At 69.7% G+C, this 19,502-nt stretch carries 24 protein-coding genes; 11 read left to right on the top strand and 13 right to left on the bottom strand.

Annotation, left to right across the window (positions count from 1 at the left end; all coding sequences use genetic code 11):
* Positions 1 to 23: 23 nt before the first annotated feature.
* Positions 24 to 857 (top strand): aldo/keto reductase, encoded by an 834-nt coding sequence (locus tag BLR91_RS17065; RefSeq protein WP_172823227.1) that lies wholly within the window; start codon positions 24 to 26, stop codon positions 855 to 857.
* Positions 858 to 890: 33 nt separating this feature from the next.
* On the opposite strand, the gene BLR91_RS17060 is transcribed toward BLR91_RS17065, so the two are convergent.
* The 4 genes from BLR91_RS17060 to BLR91_RS17045 form a co-directional block, all read right to left on the bottom strand.
* Entirely contained in the window at positions 891 to 2,315 is a 1,425-nt protein-coding gene (locus BLR91_RS17060) for a sensor histidine kinase (protein WP_018189217.1), read from the bottom strand.
* Positions 2,312 to 3,058, bottom strand: a complete 747-nt coding sequence (locus tag BLR91_RS17055) for a response regulator transcription factor (RefSeq protein ID WP_018189218.1) — start codon at positions 3,056 to 3,058, stop codon at positions 2,312 to 2,314. Before BLR91_RS17055 ends, BLR91_RS17060 begins: the two co-directional genes overlap by 4 nt.
* 88 nt (positions 3,059 to 3,146) lie before the next feature.
* Positions 3,147 to 3,572: an SRPBCC family protein gene (locus BLR91_RS17050; protein ID WP_089879748.1), complete on the bottom strand. Its 426-nt coding sequence runs from the start codon at positions 3,570 to 3,572 to the stop codon at positions 3,147 to 3,149.
* 50 nt (positions 3,573 to 3,622) lie between these two features.
* Complete coding sequence (locus BLR91_RS17045) at positions 3,623 to 4,060, bottom strand: Lrp/AsnC family transcriptional regulator (RefSeq protein ID WP_018189220.1); 438 nt, start codon at positions 4,058 to 4,060, stop codon at positions 3,623 to 3,625.
* Between the two features lie 139 nt (positions 4,061 to 4,199).
* On the opposite strand from BLR91_RS17045, the gene BLR91_RS17040 reads away from it, so the two are divergent.
* The 5 genes from BLR91_RS17040 (at position 4,200) to BLR91_RS17020 (ending at position 8,571) form a co-directional block, all read left to right on the top strand.
* Positions 4,200 to 5,684 (top strand): peptide MFS transporter, encoded by a 1,485-nt coding sequence (locus BLR91_RS17040; RefSeq protein WP_089879751.1) that lies wholly within the window; start codon positions 4,200 to 4,202, stop codon positions 5,682 to 5,684.
* A 31-nt stretch (positions 5,685 to 5,715) separates the two neighbouring features.
* Entirely contained in the window at positions 5,716 to 6,375 is a 660-nt protein-coding gene (locus BLR91_RS17035) for an MOSC domain-containing protein (RefSeq protein WP_089879754.1), read from the top strand.
* A gap of 46 nt (positions 6,376 to 6,421) precedes the next feature.
* On the top strand, positions 6,422 to 6,877 hold the full coding sequence (locus tag BLR91_RS17030; RefSeq protein WP_018189223.1) for a VOC family protein: 456 nt from the start codon (positions 6,422 to 6,424) through the stop codon (positions 6,875 to 6,877).
* A gap of 13 nt (positions 6,878 to 6,890) precedes the next feature.
* Entirely contained in the window at positions 6,891 to 7,601 is a 711-nt protein-coding gene (locus BLR91_RS17025; protein WP_089879756.1) for a winged helix-turn-helix transcriptional regulator, read from the top strand.
* Between the two features lie 64 nt (positions 7,602 to 7,665).
* On the top strand, positions 7,666 to 8,571 hold the full coding sequence (locus BLR91_RS17020) for a LysR family transcriptional regulator (protein WP_089879759.1): 906 nt from the start codon (positions 7,666 to 7,668) through the stop codon (positions 8,569 to 8,571).
* 96 nt (positions 8,572 to 8,667) lie between these two features.
* On the opposite strand, the gene BLR91_RS17015 is transcribed toward BLR91_RS17020, so the two are convergent.
* The 8 genes from BLR91_RS17015 to BLR91_RS16980 all read right to left on the bottom strand — a co-directional run bounded on the left by BLR91_RS17015 (position 8,668) and on the right by BLR91_RS16980 (position 15,153).
* A complete protein-coding gene (locus BLR91_RS17015; RefSeq protein ID WP_089879762.1) occupies positions 8,668 to 9,531 on the bottom strand; it encodes an aldo/keto reductase in 864 nt (287 codons plus the stop codon).
* 31 nt (positions 9,532 to 9,562) lie between these two features.
* Positions 9,563 to 10,534 (bottom strand): aldo/keto reductase, encoded by a 972-nt coding sequence (locus BLR91_RS17010; protein ID WP_089879765.1) that lies wholly within the window; start codon positions 10,532 to 10,534, stop codon positions 9,563 to 9,565.
* A gap of 97 nt (positions 10,535 to 10,631) precedes the next feature.
* The gene (locus BLR91_RS17005) at positions 10,632 to 11,429 is read right to left on the bottom strand and encodes an alpha/beta hydrolase (RefSeq protein ID WP_089879768.1); all 798 of its coding nucleotides are present in this window, start codon (positions 11,427 to 11,429) and stop codon (positions 10,632 to 10,634) included.
* Positions 11,430 to 11,479: 50 nt separating this feature from the next.
* The gene (locus BLR91_RS17000; RefSeq protein WP_089879770.1) at positions 11,480 to 11,737 is read right to left on the bottom strand and encodes a glutaredoxin family protein; all 258 of its coding nucleotides are present in this window, start codon (positions 11,735 to 11,737) and stop codon (positions 11,480 to 11,482) included.
* 9 nt (positions 11,738 to 11,746) lie between these two features.
* Entirely contained in the window at positions 11,747 to 12,439 is a 693-nt protein-coding gene (locus BLR91_RS16995; RefSeq protein WP_089879774.1) for a nucleoside/nucleotide kinase family protein, read from the bottom strand.
* Positions 12,440 to 12,449: 10 nt separating this feature from the next.
* Complete coding sequence (gene pip / locus BLR91_RS16990; protein WP_089879777.1) at positions 12,450 to 13,412, bottom strand: prolyl aminopeptidase; 963 nt, start codon at positions 13,410 to 13,412, stop codon at positions 12,450 to 12,452.
* A 5-nt stretch (positions 13,413 to 13,417) separates the two neighbouring features.
* Positions 13,418 to 14,716 carry an MFS transporter gene (locus BLR91_RS16985; protein WP_089879780.1) on the bottom strand — a complete coding sequence of 433 codons (1,299 nt, stop codon included), beginning with the start codon at positions 14,714 to 14,716 and terminating at the stop codon, positions 13,418 to 13,420.
* 5 nt (positions 14,717 to 14,721) lie between these two features.
* Complete coding sequence (locus BLR91_RS16980) at positions 14,722 to 15,153, bottom strand: MarR family winged helix-turn-helix transcriptional regulator (RefSeq protein WP_018189232.1); 432 nt, start codon at positions 15,151 to 15,153, stop codon at positions 14,722 to 14,724.
* 72 nt (positions 15,154 to 15,225) lie between these two features.
* Here BLR91_RS16980 and BLR91_RS16975 point away from each other — a divergent pair, with 72 nt between their 5' ends.
* The 4 genes from BLR91_RS16975 to BLR91_RS16960 all read left to right on the top strand — a co-directional run bounded on the left by BLR91_RS16975 (position 15,226) and on the right by BLR91_RS16960 (position 18,018).
* Positions 15,226 to 16,101, top strand: a complete 876-nt coding sequence (locus tag BLR91_RS16975; protein WP_089879783.1) for an alpha/beta fold hydrolase — start codon at positions 15,226 to 15,228, stop codon at positions 16,099 to 16,101.
* A gap of 156 nt (positions 16,102 to 16,257) precedes the next feature.
* Complete coding sequence (locus BLR91_RS16970; RefSeq protein WP_018189234.1) at positions 16,258 to 16,485, top strand: hypothetical protein; 228 nt, start codon at positions 16,258 to 16,260, stop codon at positions 16,483 to 16,485.
* A 53-nt stretch (positions 16,486 to 16,538) separates the two neighbouring features.
* Positions 16,539 to 17,588: a lipoate--protein ligase family protein gene (locus BLR91_RS16965; RefSeq protein ID WP_089879786.1), complete on the top strand. Its 1,050-nt coding sequence runs from the start codon at positions 16,539 to 16,541 to the stop codon at positions 17,586 to 17,588.
* Positions 17,589 to 17,646: 58 nt separating this feature from the next.
* Complete coding sequence (locus BLR91_RS16960; RefSeq protein WP_231918973.1) at positions 17,647 to 18,018, top strand: hypothetical protein; 372 nt, start codon at positions 17,647 to 17,649, stop codon at positions 18,016 to 18,018.
* Here the strand turns inward: BLR91_RS16960 and BLR91_RS16955 are convergent.
* Positions 17,978 to 18,262 carry a GNAT family N-acetyltransferase gene (locus BLR91_RS16955; RefSeq protein WP_018189237.1) on the bottom strand — a complete coding sequence of 95 codons (285 nt, stop codon included), beginning with the start codon at positions 18,260 to 18,262 and terminating at the stop codon, positions 17,978 to 17,980. The two genes, BLR91_RS16960 and BLR91_RS16955, sit on opposite strands and share 41 nt — an antisense overlap.
* Before the next feature lie 90 nt (positions 18,263 to 18,352).
* Here BLR91_RS16955 and BLR91_RS16950 point away from each other — a divergent pair, with 90 nt between their 5' ends.
* A complete protein-coding gene (locus BLR91_RS16950; protein WP_089879788.1) occupies positions 18,353 to 19,408 on the top strand; it encodes a UDP-N-acetylglucosamine 2-epimerase in 1,056 nt (351 codons plus the stop codon).
* Positions 19,409 to 19,502: the final 94 nt, after the last annotated feature.

Below are 19,502 nucleotides of genomic sequence, written 5' to 3'. Positions count from 1 at the left end.
AGGTAACGCGTACTGTGACCGACATGACCCCTTCGATCCCCTCCCTGCCTCTCGCCGGTGGCGGCAGCATCCCACAACTCGGTCTGGGCACGTGGCCGCTGGACGACGCCGAGGTCGAAAAGGCGATCGTCACCGCCGCCGAGATCGGCTACCGGCACGTCGACACGGCGGTCAAGTACGCCAACGAGGTCGGCGTCGGGCGGGGGCTCGCACGGAGCGGCCTCGCTCGCGAGGACTGGTTCGTCACGACCAAGCTGGACGGCACCTATCAGGGCGATGACCGCGCCGTGGCCGGCCTCGACGACAGCCTGGCACGTCTCGGGCTCGACTACGTCGACCTGCTGCTCATTCACTGGCCGCTGCCGCAACGTGACCAGTACGTCTCCACGTGGCAGACCTTCATCCGCCTGCGCGACGCCGGCAAGGCGCGCGCCATCGGCGTCTCGAACTTCAAGCCGGCACACATCGACCGCCTGATCGCCGAGACGGGCGTTACGCCGGCGGTCAACCAGATCCAGCTCAGCCCCGCCATCCCGCGCCGCGAACAGCGCGCCTACGACAGTGAGCACGGCATCGTCACCGAATCGTGGAGCCCGATCGGCGGAACGGGCGACCTTCTCGCCGAGCCGGTGCTCGTCCGGCTCGCCGAGAAGCACGGCCGGACCCCCGGCCAGATCGTGCTCCGCTGGCATGTGCAGAACGGGCTCGTCGCCATCCCGAAGTCGCGCAACCCAGAGCGCATGGCCGAGAACCTGTCGGTGTTCGACTTCGAGCTCGATGCGGACGACCTGAGCGCGCTCGACACCCTCGACGAAGGCCCCGACGCGGGCGTGGACTCGGACCGGTCCGGCCACTGACGGTCCGCCCGCTGACGGTTGAGCCCCTGACGATCAGTCGCGGCGCAGGGGCAGGATCACCGTCACCGTGAGCCCGTTGGGCTCGGCGTTCGCGAGCCGGACGCGTCCGCCGGCTGCATCCGCCAACGCGCCAACGATCGCGAGCCCCAGCCCGCCACCCGACTGACCCGTACGGGACCCGTCGGCGCGTGTGAAGCGGTCCAGGGCGACGGGGATGAACTCCTCCGGCATTCCCGGGCCGGAATCCCGGACCGTCAGCACCACCGACTCGCTGCCATCCGTGCCGTCCGCGAGCGACAGCGCGGCAACGACGGTCGCCTCAGGGCGGTCTTCGCCACAGGATCGGATGGCGATGATCGCGTTCGCCAGCAGGTTGTCGAGGATGCGCCCGAAATCGGTGGGGGACAGGGCGACCCGTGCTTCCGGATCGGGTCGCTGTCGGGGGTCGTACTCGAAGTCGACCGAGATGCCGGCGGCCTCGTCGTCGCTGCTCACCAGCAGGCGCGCCCGGTCGATCGCGTCCGTCAGCTCATCCACCAAGGTCCGCCAGTCGATCCGACCGCTCGACGGGCCGGCCTCGATCCGCGACAGCTCCAGCAGGTTGTTCGCGAGGGCCGCCAGGCGAATCGCCGTCGCGTGCGATGCCCGGATGTCGGTCAGCAGGGCGTTCGGATCCCCCGCATCCAGCTCGGCCAGCTCCAGCTGCCCGCGTAGCACGGCCAGCGGCGTGCGCAGCTCATGGCTGGCGTCGGACACCATCTGACGCTCTCGTTCCGCCGACGCACGGAGGCGCAGGATCAGATCGTTGAGCGTCGTCGCGAGCTCCGACAACTCGTCCTGGGCCGGCCCGACCGTCAACAGGGCCGCCTCCTGCGGGGTCGAGCCGGCGATGCGATCCGCCTGCTCCCGCATCCGGCTCACCGGCCGCAGCGCCGCTCGCGCGAGCAGCCACGACGCCGCGCCGAACGCGAGGATCAGCACACCGGCGCCCGCGAGCAGGGCTGCCGTCAGCCGGTCGAGGATGAGCGCGGTCGTCTCGTCGTTCCGCGCGGCGACGACGTGCATCACGCCGTCCGACGTGGTGACGCTGCGCGAGAGGACGAGATAGTGGTCGTCGCCCACCTGCACCTCGCGCGGCTCACGGCCCTGATCGATGAGACGCCCGATGCGGTCCTCGAGCCCCTGCGGCATGGTCGACGCGAGGATGGTGCCGTCCTCGGCGACGATCGCGAGCTCCTGGCCGCCGCCCGGCAGGTCGAACGGACCCGTCGGCTTCGACGGCAGCGACTCCACTGGCGCTGCGACGTCATTGCTCAGGAGAGTGACGGTCGCGTTGTGGAGGATGGACGACACCCCGACACGGATGATGAAGACGGCGACCAGACCGAACAGCGCCGCGACGATCAGACTGCCGATCGTGATGCGCGCCGTGATCGAGAGGCGCCGCAGCCGATTCACGAGGTGGATGCGGTGTCGTGGCTACTCGGGACGTGGTCGCCGCCCGGCGTCGTGCGCTTGGTGTCGACCGCATTGCGGGCATCGAGACGGTAGCCGCGGCCCCGCTCGGTGACGATGTTCAGTCCGGCGCCCGCCGCATCCAGCTTCTTCCGGAGGTACGAGACGTACTGGTCGATGACGTTGGTGCCGATGTTCTCGGTGGTGCCCCACACCGACTCGAGGATGTCGGAACGCGACAGCGTCTTGTCCGGGTTGGTGGCGAAGAGGCGCAAGAGGGTGAACTCCCGGCGGCTCAACGGCATCTCGTGCCCGGCGACCAGTGCCTGGTGCTCGTGCGAGTCGATCGTCAAGCGCCCGACGCTCACCTGAGGCCGCATCCCCGTGGGCTCGCGGCGCAGCAGGGCTCGGACCCGGGCCGCGAGCTCGGCGAACGCGAACGGCTTCGTCAGGTAGTCGTCGGCTCCCGAGTCGAGTCCGTGGACGCGGTCCTCGATCGCGTCGCGCGCCGTCAGCAGCAGGATGGGCATCGGGTTCGACGCCTCACGGATGTGACGGCACAGCTCGAAGCCGCTCATGCCGGGCAGCATCACGTCGATCGCCGCAGCGGAGAACGTGTCGCTGCGCAGGGCGATGAGCGCGTCGACGCCATTGGTGACCAGGGTGACGTCGTAGCCCTCGGCCGCCAGACCGCGCTGGACGAGGCCTCCCATGTCGGGATCGTCTTCGACAACGAGCAGTTTCATGCGCCCATCGTGCCACTGTTCCCCGTGCCGGTGCTCGGATCGTGCCCTCGCGCCGGGTCGGCGCGCTGAACGTTCTCGCAGGAGACGGTCAGCCGCGCACGACGACCGACTTCATGCTGTCGAGCACCATGCGCCAGTTGCCGCTCGATCGCTCGGCTTCTGCGTCGTCGGCGCAGCCGTCCTGCGTGATCGTCACGACAGTGCCGTCGCCGTCGTCGGCGAGAAGGTACGAGACGGTCTGATAGCTCTCGGGGATGTCCGGCTTTCCGCTCAGCGGACTGTAATAGCTGGTGACGAGGCGCTCGCCGGGGACGATCTCCAGGATGGTGCCCTTGTCCTCGTAGGGCTTGCCTTCCCACTCGCCCCGATAGACGATCGGACTGCCCGTCTTCCAATCGGTCGAGACGCGGCTGCCGAAGAGGTAGCGGGCGATCGTGTCCGGGTCGGTCAGGGCCGTCCAGAGGCGGTCACGGGACGCGTCGATGCGGATGTCTGCGCGTGCTGTCGTACTCATGCCGCCAGTCTCATCCCTTCGGGCGGCCGGGTCTTGAAGTTTCGCGACGCTCAGGCGTTGCCGCGGTTGATCAGGCGCGACAGCACGATGGCGCTGCGCGTGTGATCGACGTTCGGGGCGAGCCGTACCTTCTCGAGCGCGGCCTCCAGGCTCGGGATGTCGCGCGAGCGGATGTGGACGATGGCGTCGGCGCTTCCGGTCACCGTGCCCGCGTCGACGACTTCGGGCACGGCGGAGAGGATGCGCAGCAACTCCTCCGGCGACACGGTGCCCCGGCAGAACAGTTCGACGTAGGCCTCCGTGCTCATCCCGTCGATCGCGGGATCGACCTGGATGGTGAACCCGCGGATCACGCCATCGGCCACCAGGCGGTCCACGCGGCGCTTCACGGCTGAGGCCGAGAGCCCGACGACGGAACCGATGTCGCCGTATCCCGCCCGGGCGTTCTGACGGAGCAGGTCGAGGATGCTGCGATCGAGATTGTCCACGGGCCGAGCATATGGTGAATCGTTGCGTGAAAGCCAGGGAAGTGACCGTTTTGTGCGTCCGTTTGCACAATGGTGGCGCCGCGGAAGTTATCCACCGGTCCTCGAACGGGCGTTCACCCGGGCGATCGGCGGTGGGAGCATGGTCGCCATGAGCAGAACGGACACCGCACCAGCGCGACGCGACGACGACAGCAGCCACGGCTTCTTCGGTCAGCCGCGCGCGCTCGCCAACATCTTCGGCGTCGAGATGTGGGAGCGGTTCTCCTTCTACGGCATGCAGGGCATCCTGCTCATCTACCTGTACTACTCAGCCGAACGCGGCGGCCTCGGCATCGACGAGGCGACGGCCACCGGTGTGGTCGGCGCCTATGGCGGCGCCGTCTACCTCTCCACGATCCTCGGCGCCTGGCTCGCCGACCGGCTGTTCGGGTCGGAACGGGTGCTGTTCTGGAGCGCCGTCGTCATCATGGCCGGCCACATCTCGCTCGCCGTCATTCCCGGTGTTGCCGGCGTGCTCGTGGGCCTTCTGTTCGTCGCCCTGGGAAGCGGTGGCCTGAAGGCGAACGCCACCCGGATCGTCGGGACGCTGTACTCGGAGAAGGACCCGCGGCGCGATGCCGGATTCTCGCTCTTCTATCTCGGCATCAACCTGGGCGCCTTCTTCGGGCCCCTCCTCACCGGACTGCTGCAGTCGACGCTCGGCTTCCACTGGGGCTTCGCGCTCGCCGCGGTCGGCATGGCGATCGGGCTCATCCAGTACTCGCTCGGCCGGAAGCGGCTCCCCGACCAGGCGCGGCAGGTGCCGCATCCTCTCGAGCGCTCGCGGTACCCGCTGATGATCGGCATCGGGGTTGCGGGTCTCGTCGTGATCGTCGTTCTGGTACTCACCGGGCTCATCAACGCATCCAATCTCGCGCTGTGGGTGATCGCCGTGACCATCGTGGCTGCGATCGCCTACTTCGCGGTCATCCTGACGTCGAAGCTCCTGAACGCCGACGAGCGCAGCCGGCTCTTCGCTTTCATCCCGCTGTTCATCACCAATGCGGCGTTCTGGACGCTCTACCAGCAGCAGTTCACGGTGGTCACCATCTACTCCGACAAGCGCCTGGACCGGAATCTCTTCGGCTGGGAGTTCCCGGTCTCGTGGGTGCAGTCCATCAACCCGATCTTCATCATCGTGCTCTCGGGCGTCTTCGCGGCGATCTGGACGAAGTGGGGGGAGAAGCAGCCGTCGACGCCGATCAAGTTCGCCGCGGGGACGGTCCTCATGGGCCTCGCCTTCTTCCTGTTCCTGTTCTGGGCGGGTGGAGGAGAGCACAGCACGCCGCTGCTGGCCATGATCGGCATCCTCTTCGTCTTCACGGTCGCGGAGCTGCTGATCTCGCCTCCCGGGTTGTCCGTGACGACCAAGCTGGCACCACGCTCGTTCCAGGCGCAGATGGTTGCGCTGTACTTCCTGTCCGTGGCCCTCGGGACGGCGATGGCGGGCCAGCTCGGCAAGCTCTTCACGACGGTGCCGGAAGGGATCTACTTCAGCATCATCGGCGGCATCGCGATCGCGATCGGGGTGCTCCTTGCCCTGCTCAGTCCGTGGGTGCTTCGGCTGATGCGCGGGGTGCGATGAGTCGGCGCGCGGCTGCTGGAATACTGGGTCGATGGCAGAGATTCTCGCGGTGTGCCGCGTCGAACAGCTCCTTCACGACAGCGGGACGATCGGTGTCACGGCCATCGACAAGCGGCCGGTGGACAAGCGGCTGCGGGTGAGACCGCTCGGGCTGCACGGCGACGTCCAGGCCGACCGGAAGCACCACGGTGGAGCGGCGAAGGCGCTGTACGCCTACGCCGACGAGGACGCAGAGGAGTGGGCCTCGGAGCTCGGCCGCGACATCCCGCCCGGCCTGTTCGGCGAGAACCTCCGCACGGCGGGCTTCGACGTGAACGCAGCCGAGATCGGGGAGCGCTGGCGGATCGGCGACGAACTCGTGGTCGAAGTCACCTGCCCGCGGGAGCCGTGCGCTGTGTTCCAGCGGCGCATGCGGGAGCCGCAGTGGGTCAAGCGCTTCACGGAGAGAGGCCGCCCCGGGACGTACCTCTCCGTCGTGAAGTCGGGCAGCGTCGGGGCGGGCGACCGCGTCGAGGTGCTCTCCCGCCCCGGCCACGGGGTGACGATCGCCTCGTGGTTCACGGCAGCCGACGGCGCCCAGGCAGACGCTCTAGAGGCAGCGGAGGCGGACGGATCGATCACCCTGGTGCACGAGATACGGGAGGGCATCGACAGGCTGCGCTCGAGACGTTTACTTGTTCTTGACAAGTGAACTTGCAAAGAGCAAGCTAGTGCCACACCGACGACCGGAGGACACCATGACCACGAACATCTTCGTCAACTTCCCGACGAACGACCTCGAGCGCGCTAAGACCTTCTACGAGGCTCTCGGGTACACGATCAACCCCATGTTCACCGACGACAACGCGGCCTGCGTCGTCCTCAGCGACACCATCTACTTCATGGTGCAGACGCGCGAGTTCCTCGCCACCTTCACCGACAAGCAGATCATCGACCCGGCCACCCAGACCGGTGCGACCATCGCCCTCAGCCAGGACTCCCGCGAGGACGTCGACGCGATCGTCGCGCGCGGGCTCGAGGCCGGCGGCACGGAGCCGCGGCCGGCACAGGACTACGGGTTCATGTACTCGCGCGACCTGGAGGACCCGGACGGCAACAACCTGTCCTACCTCTACATGGCACCCGAGGCCGTCGAGAAGGGCCCGGAGGCGTACATGGCCGAGCACGGCGCCGAAGCTCCGGCGCAGGCCTGACACGGCATCCCGGATGGCGGCACGGGCACCCCGCGGCTTCGGCCAGGCCGGAGGAGTGGCGCGCGCGGTGGAGCGGGTCGGCGAACGGTGGGCGCTGCTCGTCGTCCGCGACCTGCTCGCCGGCGCGCGCCGCTACAGCGACCTCAAGGCCGGCCTGCCGCGGATCCCGACCAACATCCTCAGCGATCGGCTCAAAGAACTGCAGCAGGCGGGCATCATCCGCCGCGTCCCGACCGTTCGCGGCGGGTACGAACTGACACCGCTCGGCCGCCAGCTCGAGCCGGTCATCCTCGCGCTCGAACGCTGGGGCTGGGCCGCACCCGGTGAACCGGCGGAGGGTGAGGTGCTGACCGCCGATGCGCTGGCCGTGACGTTGCGGGCGGCGTTCCGCGGCGAGGTCGCGGCCGGGTTCCCGCCGACCGAGTACGTCATCCACACGGGGGAGACGTCCGTGAGCGCCGTCGTAGACGCAGGCACCCTCGACGTGATGGACGTCGGCCCCGACGCGCTCCCGCAGCCGCAGCGCCGGGTCGCGATCCCGCCGCCGGCGGACGTGCTCGAGTTCCGCGTCGAGCGCGAGCGCCTGGGCGAACTCCTCAGCGGGGACCCTCCACCGCTCGATGTCGAGACCGGCGACCGCGGCCTCGTGGACCGTTTCCGCCGGACCTTCCGCTTCGACGCCGCGCCCGGCGAAGACGTGACCGCGGAGGCCTCGGTCGCCTGACGCATCCCGGACCGGTATCGACGTCGCGTATCAGCGGCCCAGGATTCAGCAGTACGATCGCATAATGGAATTGCGGCAGCTCGAGCACTTCGTCACCGTGGCCGAAGAACGGCACTTCACCCGCGCGGCGGAGCTGCTGCGCATATCGCAGTCGGGGTTGTCCGCGTCCATCCGCTCGCTCGAGCAGGAGTTGGGCACCTCACTGTTCATCCGCAGCACCCGGCGAGTGGAGCTGACCGCTGCCGGTCAGGCGCTCCTGGCCGACTCGGTGCGCACCCTCGCGAGTGCCGCCGCGGCGCGCGATGCGGTCGCCGCCGTCCGGGGGCTCCTGCGCGGACGCCTGACCATCGGCGCGGAGCCGTGTCTCGGCTCGGTCGACCTTCCCGCCGAGCTCGCGGCGTTCCGGACCGCGAATCCCGGCGTCGAGGTGCGCCTGCGCTACTCGGGATCCGAGGAACTGGTGGATGACGTGGCCGGAGGCCGCGCCGACGTCGCGCTGGTCGTCGACACCGGCCACACCCCGGCCGGCGTGCACCTGCGGCCGCTGAGCACGCAGCAGATGCTGGTGCTCTGCCACCCGGACCACCCTTTCGCCGCGGAGCAGAGCATCCCGCTCGACGCGCTGCGCGGGGAACCTCTGGTCGGCTTCCAGGAGGGCTGGGGCGCGCAGGCGCTGAGCCGGCGGGCGTTCGCCGCCTCCGGGTTCGACTATCGGGCGGCGATGGAGGTCAACGACGTGCATCCGCTGCTCGACCTCGTGGGGTACAACCTCGGCGTCGCGGTGGTTCCGGAGAGCTTCGCCCGCAAGCGTCCTGACGCCCTGCGGGCTGTCCGCCTGCAGGACGCTCCCGTCTGGACCGTCGCCGTGGCGGTCGCCGAGCAGCCGAGCCCCGCGGCCTCCGCGTTCCTCACGCAGCTCGACCCGGTCGCCCTGACCCCGGCTCCCGCCACCGCGGCCGCCGGCTCCTGAGTTTTTCCGCCAGAAACGGCGTTCGGGGGCGAAAAACTCAGGAGCCGATGGTGTGGGAGCCGATGGTGTGGGAGCCGAGGGCGTGGATGCCGCGGGTCAGGCGGCGTTGAGGCTGGAGAGCTCCTCGGGTGTCAGCTCGACGTCGACGGCCGTGACGGAGTCGCGGATCGTCTCCGGACGCGACGAGCCCGGGATGGGGATGACGTGCGGGCTCTGCGCCAGGTGCCACGCGAGCGCGACCACCTGCGGGCTGATGCCGCGGGCGTCCGCCACGTCCTTGAACGGCTCGAACCGGCTGCCGAGGTCGCCGGCCGAGGTGATTCCGCCGAGCGGGCTCCACGGCAGGAAGGCGATGCCGAGCTCGTCGGCGAGGCGGAGCTCCGGCTCGCTCGACCGGAACGCAGGCGAGAACTGGTTCTGCACCGACACCAGACGGCCGCCCAGGATCTCCTGCGCCTGCCGGATCTGGTCGGGGTTCGCGTTCGAGATACCCGCCATCCGGATCACGCCGTCGTCCAGCAGGTCGCGGATCGCGCCCACCGAGTCCGCGTACGGGACCTCGGGGTCGGGTCGGTGGAACTGGTAGAGCCCGATGGCGTCGCCGCCGAGTCGGCGGAGGGACTCCTTCGCGGCCTGCTTGATGTAGTCCGGGTGCCCGTTCTGCGTCCAGGATCCGTCGCCCGGGCGCAGGTGACCGCCCTTGGTGGCGACCAGCACGGCCGACGCGTCGCCGCCGGTCCAGGTGCGCAGCGCCTCGGCGATGAGCTCCTCGTTGTGGCCGACCTCGTCCGCGTGCAGGTGGTACGCGTCGGCCGTGTCGATGAAGGTGATGCCCTCGTCGAGCGCCGCGTGGATGGTCTTGATCGAACGCTCGCGGTCGGGGCGTCCTTCGATCGACATGGGCATGCCGCCCAGGCCGATGGCCGAGACCTGGACGTCGCCGATGGTACGTGTCTTCACTCGTTCTCCTTCGTGTCGGTGTGGCCCGGGGTCACCAGGCGTAGTCCTCGGGGGCCGTCTTGTGGCCCGGGAAGATCTCGTCGAGCCGCGCGAGCGCCGCGTCGTCGAGGTGGATGTCGAGGGCGCGCAGGCCGCCGTCGAGCTGTTCGTGCGTGCGCGGGCCGATGATCGGGCCGGTCACGCCGGGGCGCGTCAGCAGCCAGGCCAGGGCGAGGTCGCCCGGCTCGTGGCCGAGTTCGGCGGCGAAGTCCTCATAGGCCTCGATCGCGTCGCGGTGCTTCTCGAGCGTCTCGGCGGCGCGGCCTTCGAGCCGGCGCTTGCCCTCGTTCTGCTTGCGGATCACACCCCCCAGGAGGCCGCCGTGAAGCGGCGACCACGCGATGACGCCGACGCCGTTCGCCTGCGCGGCGGGCAGCACCTCCAGCTCGACCTGCCGGGTGAGGAGGTTGTAGATCGACTGCTCGCTGACGAGCCCGAGCAGATTGCGCTTGCGCGCCTCGGCCTGTGCCGTGGCGATGTGCCAGCCGGCGAAGTTGCTCGATCCGGCGTACAGGATCTTGCCCTGCGCGATCGCGGTCTCGATGCCCTGCCAGATCTCGTCCCACGGGGTGTCCCGGTCGACGTGGTGGAACTGGTAGATGTCGATGTAGTCGGTCTGCAGGCGCTTCAGGCTGGCATCGAGGGCGCGGCGGATGTTCAGCGCCGACAGCCGGTTCTCGTTCGGCCAGTCGCCCATGTCGCCGTACAGCTTGGTCGCGATGACGGTGCGCTCGCGGCGGCCGCCGCCCTGCGCGAACCAGTTGCCGACGATCGTCTCGGTGGCTCCGCGTCCCTTGTGCTGGCCGTAGACGTTGGCAGTGTCGAAGTAGTTGATGCCGGCGTCATGGGCGGCATCCATGATCTGGTGGGAATCCTCTTCGGTGGTCTGCGGACCGAAGTTCATCGTGCCGAGGACGAGGCGCGAGACCTTCAGGCCGGACCGGCCCAGGTGTGTGTACTCCATATCCGCCACTCAACGCCCCGCCGAGTCAGATGTCCAACAGGAGGTGTGGATGGGATTGCGCGGTCGTGGTGATGAATCGCGTCAGGCCCAGCGGGCATCACGCGTCTGCGTCGATCATGCGCTGCCCGGCCTCGCGGATCACCGCATCGATGGTCTCGGTGTCCGGCCCGCCCATGAAGCCGTGCGATGCCCCGGGCACCACGCGGAGCAGCGCCGGGACGCCTGCCGCCTCGCATCGCGCCTCCAGGTGCTGCGCATCCGGGAGCAGCGAGTCCTCCGAGCCGACGGCGACGAACACCGGCTGTAGACCTGCCGCATCGGCGGCGAGGTCTGGGGCGTCTTCGATGCGGTCGACCCCCGTCCAGTGCAGGAACGCCCACTCGGAGAGTTCGCGACCGGGGCCACCCGGCGCGGCGTCGTCGTAGCGCGCGAGGCTGAGGTCGACGTTCGGGTTGGTGAGGACCAGGCCGTCCGCATCGGTGGAGCGTGCGGCCGCGAGCGCGACCGCACCCCCGGCAGAGTCGCCCCACAGCACGACATGGCCCTTTCCCTCGCGACCAAGCGTGTCCGCAGCGGCGACCGCATCGTCGGCGGAGTCGGCGAGACGAGTCTCTGGCGCCAGCCGGTAGTCGACCGAGAGCACCGGGACACCCAGGATGCCCGCGATCCGACGGCAGTATCCGTCCTGCAGCTCCAGGTCGCCGAGGATGCCGTAGCCGCCGTGCAGGAACACCACCGCGGCATCCAGGCGCGTCGCTGTCGTCGGCGTATACCGGCGCGCGGTCACGTCGCCGACGCGTTCGTCGGCGACGACGCCGTCGAAGGGCACGCGTGGGCGCGCCAGGGCACGCGCGCGGGCCCCGGCACGCAGCAGCGCGACATCGGGATCGACCATGGGTTCAGCATCCCACCGGCGGCAGGATGCGCCCGCATCGCATAGCCGGGTCAGGCGCGAAGGGCGGCCTCGAGCTCGGGGTCGGTCGGCTCCACCAGGTGGCGGCCGTCCGGGAAGACGATGACCGGGATGTTGGTGCGTCCGCTGATCTGCTGCGCGCGGTCGGCCTCGTCGGGGCGCGCGACGAGGTCGATGTACTCGTAGTCGGCGCCGAGTCGGTCGAGGAGGGACTTGGAGCGGATGCAGTCGCGGCACCAGTCGGCGCCGAAGACGGTCACACGGTCGAAGGACGCGGTCGGAGAGGTCATTGCTCCAGGTTAAGCGCCGTCGCCTGAGAGTCCGGTGGTGCCGTCGACCAGCAGTGTGGCGCGGGTCTTGGACGCCTCGATGAGCACGGCGTTCGCGCCGTCGACGTCACGCGCCCACGCCGTCGCCGCCTCGACCGACCGGCCGTGGCGGGTGTGCCGGTCGACCAGCCGGCGCATCCGTTCGTCCTCCGGCGTCTCCACGAACCACGACTCGGCGAGGAGTGCGGGGATGCGCGACCACGGGTCGGCGTCGATGAGGAGGTAGTTGCCCTCGACCACGACGATCCGCGTGGCCGGAGGCACGGCGATGGAGCCGGCGACCGGTTCGTCGACCGTTCGCTCGAACGCCGGGGCGTAGACCGGGTTGCCGGTCTCGGTCAGCACGCGCTGCAGCAGCGCCGCGAATCCCCACCCGTCGAAGGTGTCGATCGCGCCCTTGCGGTCGTGGCGACCCAACGCGTCGAGGGTGGCGTTGGCGAGATGGAAGCCGTCCATCGGGAGGTGGACCGCCGTGCCGGCCCCGGCCAGCTCGTTCACCCGGTCGGCGACATGCCGGGCGAGCGTTGTCTTGCCCGACCCGGGGCTGCCCGCGACACCGATGATCGCCCGGCCGCCCGTCGGTGCGAGCGCGAGTGCGCGTCGGGCGAGGGCCGAGACGTCGGAGACGGGCGAAGCGGGGGATTCGGTGGTCACGCGTCCCATTCTGCTGGGGTCAGCGCGCGAATACACTGATCGCCTCCGCCATCAGCTCCGACGACTGCGGTCCGCCATGCCCCTCTCCTTCGACGACGATCAGCCGGCTCGCGGGCCACCGCTTGTGCAGCAGCCAGGGGGTGATGACCGGACCGCTGACGTCGTGACGGCCGTGGATGAGCACCGCCGGGATGTGCGCCAGCTCGTCGACGCGATTCAGGATGGCGCGCTCGCCGGGCAGGAACGCGTCGTTGGCCCAGTAGTGCGTCACCAGTGTTGCGAAGACGAGCCGCTGCGTCGGATCGGTGTGCATGGGGCCGGGAACGAAGTTCGGGTCGAGGGAGACGTGGGTCGACTCCCACGCGTCCCAGGCGTCGGCCGCGGCGATCCGCTCCTCCAGTGCGCCGGTCGCGAGCACGCGTGCGTACGCGTCGATCACGCGCTCGCCGGGGCGGCGGTGCGATGACCGCTCGAGCGCCTCCCACGCCTCCGGAAAGATACGACCCATCGTCTCCGTGATCCAGTCGACCTCGGCGCGACCGGTGGTCGTCACCGCGCCGAGCACGATGCCGGTCACCCGCTCGGGATGCGCCAGAGCGTAGGCGAGCGAGAGTGTCGACCCCCACGATCCGCCGGTCACGATCCAGCGGTCGATCCCGAGTTCGGCGCGGACCAGCTCGATGTCGGCGATGAGTCCATCGGTGGTGTTCGCGGGCAGTCGGTCGAGCGCATCCACGACGGATGGGGTGCTGCGGCCGCATCCCCGCTGGTCGATGCCGACGAGGCGGAACCTCTCGGGGTCGTAGCGCTTGCGGTAGCTGCCGGGCCCGAGGCCGCTGCCGGGCCCGCCGTGCAGCCAGAGGACGGGGATACCGTCCGGGTTGCCGCTGGTCTCCCAGTAGAGGCTGTCTCCGTCGGGGTTCTCCACCCATCCGTGCGCGTACGGCTCGACCACAGGGAACATGCCCGCACGGTATCGCATCCCGATCAGGAGGTGCGGGTGGCCGTCGCCTCGGTCTCCTCGAGCTCCTCGCGGACCACTTCCCGCGGCGCGAGCACGACCCGCGGGCGGAGACCGGCGAACCGGACGCGCAGCCCGCGGTACTTCACGAGGTAGATCACGCCGACCAGCGCGGCCGCGAAGCCGCTGGCGGCGCCGACGCCCATCGCCCAGCGCGGGCCGAAGGTGTCGGCCACCCAGCCGACGATCGGCGCGCCGACCGGGGTGCCTCCCATGAAGATGGCCATGTAGATGGCCATGACGCGACCGCGGAGCACCGGATCCGTCGTCATCTGCACCGTGCCGTTGGCCGTCGTCATGAGCGTCTGAGATGAGACGCCGATCACGATGAGGGCTGCGGCGAACAGCCAGTACGTCGGCATCACGGCGGCCAGAGCGCAGCCGAGGCCGAACAACGCTGCGCCGGCGAACAGCAGGGAGACCCGGGGTCGGTCCCGCCGCGCGGAGAGCAGGGCGCCGACCACCGACCCGACGGCCATGATCGACGACAGGATGCCGTACTCCCCGGCGCCCTGGTGGAAGACGCTCACCGACATGGTCGAGATGAAGATCGGGAAGTTCAGACCGAACGTGCCGATCAGGAACACCATGATCAGGATGACGAGGATGTCCGGGCGGCGCCGCACGTACCGGAACCCGTCGACCAGGCTGCCCCGCGAGCGCTTCGCGCGCTCCGTGCGGTAGAGCTGCTCGCGCCGGAGCATTGCGAGCGAGAACAGCACCGCTCCGAAGGTTGCGGCGTTGATCAGGAAGACCCAGCCGGCGCCGACCGCTGCGGTGAGGAGGCCCGCGACCGCGGGGCCGAGGAGGCGCGCGGCGTTGAACGAGGCGGAGTTCAGCGCCACAGCGTTCGACAGGTTCGGGCCGGCGACCAGGTCGGACACGAACGTCTGGCGGGCAGGCGCGTCGAAGGCGGCGACGACTCCGAGCAGGAGCGCGAAGAGGTAGACGTGCCACAGCTGGACGACACCGGTCACGGTGAGGATTCCGAGGCCGAGTCCGAGCAGCCCCATCGCGCCCTGCGTCGCCATCAGGAGCTTGCGGCGGTCGAGGTGGTCGGCCGCCCATCCCGTCACCGGCAGCAGAAGCAGCTGCGGGCCGAACTGCAGCGCCATCACGAAGCCGACGGCCGCTGCGTTGTTGTGGGTGAGCTCGGTGAGGACGATCCAGTCCTGGGCCGTCCGCTGCATCCAGGTGCCGACGTTCGACACGATCGCGCCGGCTGCCCAGATGCGGTAGTTGACGCCGGCGAGCGAGCGGAACATGGAACTCACGAGTCGGCGAGCTCCCGCATGATCTCGGCGGCCTCGGCGAGGGTGGTGCGCTGCTCGGCGGTGAGTGTACGGAGCCGCTGATGCAGCCAGGCGTCCCGGCGCTTGCGCGTCTCGGCGACGAGCTCGACGCCGCGTTCGGTCGGGACGACGACGACCCTGCGTCCGTCGGCCTCGTCGGCGGTGCGGGCGACGTAGCCGGCCTGCTCCAGCCGGTTGACGGTGCGGTTCATCGAGGGCGGCTTGACGCGCTCGAAATCGCTCAGTGCACCGATCGTCGCCGAGCCCTCGCGCACCAGGTAGCCGAGAGCGGCCGTCTGGGAGTCGGAGAGCTCGTGGTCCTCCTTCTCGGAACGCAGACGTCTGGAGAGCCGCGCCACCGCGATGCGGAGTGCGCCGCTCAGATCGTGGGTCGACAGTCGTGCGCTCATACATAGTTAGCCTAACAAATTAGGCTGGCTAACTAAACCCCCTTCGCTGCCGGCGTACGCCAGACTGGGGCCGTGCACAGTGAGCAGGGCCGGAGTTTCGACGACGAGGACGGCGTCCGCGTCTATTTCGATGTGTACGCGCCGACGCCAGAGGGCACGCCGCCCGCGGCCGCGATCCAGCTGGCCCACGGGGTCGGAGAGCACGCCGGCCGGTACCGCGAGCTGGCCACCCATCTGGCCGCCGCAGGCTATGCCGTCTACGCCGACGACCATCTCGGCCACGGGCGCACCGGAATGGAGCAGTGGGAGGGCGACGCCACGCGCCTCGGAAAGCTGGGGCCGGGCGGGCTGCGCGCGGCGATCCGCGACGTCCACGCCTTCAGCGATCTCATCCGGGCCGAGAACCCCGATCTGCCGCTGGTCTACGTCGGCCACAGCTGGGGATCGCTGATCGGGCAGATCTTGCTCAACCGTCACAGCGACGAGTACGACGGGATGGTGCTGTCCGGCACCGCGTACCGCGCGCTCGGGTCGATGAACGGCGGCGACCTCAACAAGCGGCACGCCCACCTCGGCACGACAGGCGCCGAGTGGCTCAGTCGCGATCCCGCGGTGGCACAGGCGTTCGTCGACGACCCGCTCACGACGCTGACGCCGTTGCAGAAGCTCTTCGGGATGGTGGATGCCGCCCGCCTGCTCGGCCGCCCCGCCCGCAACCTGGCTCACGACCTCCCCGTCCTCATCCAGGTGGGCTCGGACGATCCACTCGGCGGGCCGGTCAGCGCCCGACGGCTGGAGCAGGCCTATCGCACCCGCTCGCACCTGTCCGACGTCACCACGATCGTCTACGAGGGCGCCCGGCACGAGATCTTCAACGAGACAAATCGCGCCGAGGTGTTCGCCGACCTCACCGCCTGGCTCACACAGCGCTTCCCCGCCCGCGACTAGCCCCAGGCTCCGCCCCCCGTCGAGTCCGCAAAAACTGCACGCCGATCGCCCGATCAGTGTGCAGTTTTTGCGGACTCGACGGCGGGAGTGGAGGGGTACGGAAGTGTCTAGCGCGACGGAGGGGAGTGCGCGGACACTGAGGGATGGGAGGGCGTCATGGGAGAACACATCCTGAGCGGACTGTCTCGGTTCACGCCGATCGACAACCCCGCGAACTTCAGCGGGCACGACACCGACCTCGCGTGGATCCTCGTGATCCTCGGTGTGCTGCTCGTCATCCTGCTCATCGGCCTGGGCGTGACGTTCCTGCGCAGCCCGGAGCGGGAGCTCGACGAGTGGGGCAACCCGAGGAACCCGCCGGGAGGCACACCGCCACCGGCGTGACCGGCGGATGGGCCGCCCGCCCGACCGCCTCCGGGCGGACGTAGGGTAAGGGTATGCATGGTGAGTACAAGGTCCCCGGGGGCAAGCTCGTCGTCGTCGACCTGGAGGTGGTGGACGGCAAGATCGCGGATTTCCAGCTCGCCGGCGACTTCTTCCTCGAGCCGGACTCCGCTCTGGAGGCCATCGACGCGGCCGTGAACGGCCTGCCCGCGGAGTCGGACGCGAAGACGATCGCGGCGGCCGTCAAGGACGCCCTGCCCGAGGGCGCAAGCCTGCTCGGGTTCTCGCCGGAGGCCGTCGCGGTGACGGTCCGGCGCGCTCTGGCGAAGGCGACCAGCTGGCGCGACTACGACTGGGAGATCGTGCACGCGAAGGCCGTCTCCCCGCAGATGCACCTCGCCCTGGATGAGGTGCTCGCCAACGAGGTGGGCGAGGGTCGTCGGGGGCCGACCCTGCGCATCTGGGAGTGGGACGAGCCCGCGGTCGTGATCGGCAGCTTCCAGTCGGTGAAGAACGAGGTCGACCCGGAGAACGCGAAGAAGTACGGCATCCAGGTCGTGCGCCGCATCTCGGGCGGCGGCGCCATGTTCATGGAGGCGGGATCGGTCGTCACGTACTCGATCTACGCCCCGGCCGACCTGGTGCAGGGCATGAGCTTCGCCGACAGCTACGCCTTCCTGGACGAGTGGGCGATCATCGCCCTCAAGTCGCTCGGGATCGACGCCGTCTACCAGCCGCTGAACGACATCACGAGCCCGTCCGGCAAGATCGGCGGTGCCGCGCAGAAGCGGCTGGGCTCGGGCGCGGTGCTGCACCACGTCACCATGAGCTACGACATGGACGGCCAGAAGATGACCGAGGTGCTCCGCATCGGCCGCGAGAAGATCAGCGACAAGGGCATCACCAGCGCGGCGAAGCGCGTCGACCCGCTCCGCAGCCAGACCGGCCTCAGCCGCGCCGAGATCATCGAGCAGATGAAGCTGACTTTCAAGAGCCTCTACGGGGCGACGGACGGCGACCTCACCGACGCCGAGTACGCCGCCGCCGAGAAGCTGGTCGCCGAGAAGTTCGAGACCGAGGAGTGGCTCTACCGCGTCCCGTGAGGCCGCAGAGCCAGCTGATCCTCAGGCAGCGCACAGGTCCTCCGGTACCCTGGAGGGCGTGAATTGGTGGGTCGTGGGGATCATTGCGGCGTTCGTCGCCTTGATCGTCGTCGCCGTGAAGCTGGGCTGGATCGACCTCTCGAACAAGGCGCAGCGCGGCTCGGGCACCATGAGCGGCGCCATCGGCGGATCGTTCGACGAGATCTTCGCGCCCGCCCGACACGAGGCGCAGCAGGAGATGGACCGTCAGTCCCTGCTACCCGCTCCCGCACCGCTCCCCGGCGACAAGGGCGACGGCGCCTGGGAGGGCGGCAAGATCACGCTCGACCTGGGCCCTGCCGGTCACGGCCAGCGCGCCGAGGGCCGTGCCCCCAGCGAGGACGGCCGCGCTACCGCTTCTGCAGCTCCGCGTAGTCGGGGTGCTCGCTGAGCCAGCTCCGCACGTAGGGGCACGAGGCGATGACGCGCAGGTCGGTGTTGTCACGCACGTCGTCGAGCGCCGTCTGCACGAGCGTCGACGCCATCCCCTTCTCGCGCTTCTCCTCGTCGACCTCGGTGTGCGTGAAGACGATCGCGTCGTGCCGCAGTTCGTACTCGGCGACGCCGATCACCTCGCCGTCCTGAAGCAGGGCGTAACGGGACTGCTCCGGCTGTTTCTCGACGCTCAGGCTCATGAATCTCACGCTACCCCGTCAGGTCGTGCCTCTTTTCCGCGTCTCTATGGGTGAGGGCGGATCCGTCGCCCTCGTCGAGAGGAGGCCGCCGTGCCGATCGTCCTTCCCGTCGCTCTATCCCTCTACGGCAGCCGGGACTCCGAGATCCGGATGCGTCCGGTCGTCGACGCGCTCAGCCGGGCCGGGTTCCTGGTGCCCGTCGCCGATCCGTCCTCTCCTGGGGTGAATGCTTCAGCGGATCCCGCGGACCTCATCGAGCAGCACCGGCCAGGCGTCGTGCTCGTCCACGGCGGCTCGGCAGCGGCCCTGGTAGCCGCGACGGCTGCGTCCGAGCGCGGCATCCCGGTTGCGCACCTGGATGCCGGACGCTGCGACGGCGATGTCACCGACACCCTCCCGAGCGAGCCCGTTCGACGGATGCTCGGGCGGATCGCCGCCCTCCAGCTGGCGCCGACGGAGCACGCGCGGCGCGTCCTGCTGGCGTCCGCTGTCCCAGAGGGACGGATCGTCGTCACCGGAGATCCCCTCGTCGACGCGGTGCTGTCGGCCGACACCGCCACCGTGGCATCGGAAGACCGGCGCGTCGTGCTCGTCGTCGCCCACCGGCCGGAGAACCGTGGGGCTCCGATGCAGCGGATCGGTTCCGCGGTCCGCGTGCTGGCGGCGCGATTCCCCGGTCACGTCTTCGTGCTGTGCTCGGGGCCGGAGCTCGCGGTGCATGCGGGATTGACCACCGCAGCAGGCCGGGCGCCGAACATCCTGTCGACACCGCTGCCGCCGTTCGCCGGTCTCGTCCGGCTTCTCGCCGACGCGACGCTCGTGCTCACCGACTGCGGTGAGCTGGAGGAGGTGGCGCCGAGCCTCGACGTGCCGGTTCTCGTCCTCGCGGCGACGACCGACCGACCGGAGGGCGTCCTCGCGGGGACGTCGCGCACTGTCGGGACGCGCGTGGAGACGATCGTCGCCGAGGCGTCCGCGCTTCTTGCCGACCCGCTCCGTCATGTCGCCATGGCGCGCCGGCCCACCCCCTTCGGAGACGGACGCGCAGCGGACCGGATCGTCGCGGCCCTGTCGGCTCTGCTCGGCCGCGGCGAGCGGTGGCCGGACTTCGCGCTGCGCGTCGAGATGGGACTGGCATCTCGGTAGTTCCTCGGTAGTTCTGCGGTGCCGCGCGCGTGAGTCCGCAACGGACCCTGGAGTCACTCCACCGGCCCGCCGCCGGTCCACCGAGAACGACCGA

Source organism: Leifsonia sp. 466MF (genome assembly GCF_900100265.1).
GTDB lineage: Bacteria > Actinomycetota > Actinomycetes > Actinomycetales > Microbacteriaceae > Leifsonia.
This window is presented reverse-complemented; position numbering and strand designations above follow the sequence as displayed.

Excerpts from the sequence above, each read along its gene's own strand:
- BLR91_RS17020 (WP_089879759.1), top strand. The coding sequence starts at position 7,666 with ATGGAATTGCGGCAGCTCGAGCACTTCGTCACCGTGGCCGAAGAACGG.
- BLR91_RS16965 (WP_089879786.1), top strand. The coding sequence starts at position 16,539 with ATGCATGGTGAGTACAAGGTCCCCGGGGGCAAGCTCGTCGTCGTCGAC.
- BLR91_RS16985 (WP_089879780.1), bottom strand. The coding sequence starts at position 14,716 with ATGTTCCGCTCGCTCGCCGGCGTCAACTACCGCATCTGGGCAGCCGGC.
- pip (WP_089879777.1), bottom strand. The coding sequence starts at position 13,412 with ATGCGATACCGTGCGGGCATGTTCCCTGTGGTCGAGCCGTACGCGCAC.
- BLR91_RS16955 (WP_018189237.1), bottom strand. The coding sequence starts at position 18,262 with ATGAGCCTGAGCGTCGAGAAACAGCCGGAGCAGTCCCGTTACGCCCTG.
- BLR91_RS17010 (WP_089879765.1), bottom strand. The coding sequence starts at position 10,534 with ATGGAGTACACACACCTGGGCCGGTCCGGCCTGAAGGTCTCGCGCCTC.
- BLR91_RS16995 (WP_089879774.1), bottom strand. The coding sequence starts at position 12,439 with ATGGGACGCGTGACCACCGAATCCCCCGCTTCGCCCGTCTCCGACGTC.
- BLR91_RS16970 (WP_018189234.1), top strand. The coding sequence starts at position 16,258 with ATGGGAGAACACATCCTGAGCGGACTGTCTCGGTTCACGCCGATCGAC.
- BLR91_RS17030 (WP_018189223.1), top strand. The coding sequence starts at position 6,422 with ATGACCACGAACATCTTCGTCAACTTCCCGACGAACGACCTCGAGCGC.
- BLR91_RS17050 (WP_089879748.1), bottom strand. The coding sequence starts at position 3,572 with ATGAGTACGACAGCACGCGCAGACATCCGCATCGACGCGTCCCGTGAC.
- BLR91_RS17000 (WP_089879770.1), bottom strand. The coding sequence starts at position 11,737 with ATGACCTCTCCGACCGCGTCCTTCGACCGTGTGACCGTCTTCGGCGCC.
- BLR91_RS17040 (WP_089879751.1), top strand. The coding sequence starts at position 4,200 with ATGGTCGCCATGAGCAGAACGGACACCGCACCAGCGCGACGCGACGAC.
- BLR91_RS17005 (WP_089879768.1), bottom strand. The coding sequence starts at position 11,429 with ATGGTCGATCCCGATGTCGCGCTGCTGCGTGCCGGGGCCCGCGCGCGT.
- BLR91_RS16980 (WP_018189232.1), bottom strand. The coding sequence starts at position 15,153 with ATGAGCGCACGACTGTCGACCCACGATCTGAGCGGCGCACTCCGCATC.
- BLR91_RS17035 (WP_089879754.1), top strand. The coding sequence starts at position 5,716 with ATGGCAGAGATTCTCGCGGTGTGCCGCGTCGAACAGCTCCTTCACGAC.
- BLR91_RS17025 (WP_089879756.1), top strand. The coding sequence starts at position 6,891 with ATGGCGGCACGGGCACCCCGCGGCTTCGGCCAGGCCGGAGGAGTGGCG.
- BLR91_RS17055 (WP_018189218.1), bottom strand. The coding sequence starts at position 3,058 with ATGAAACTGCTCGTTGTCGAAGACGATCCCGACATGGGAGGCCTCGTC.
- BLR91_RS17065 (WP_172823227.1), top strand. The coding sequence starts at position 24 with ATGACCCCTTCGATCCCCTCCCTGCCTCTCGCCGGTGGCGGCAGCATC.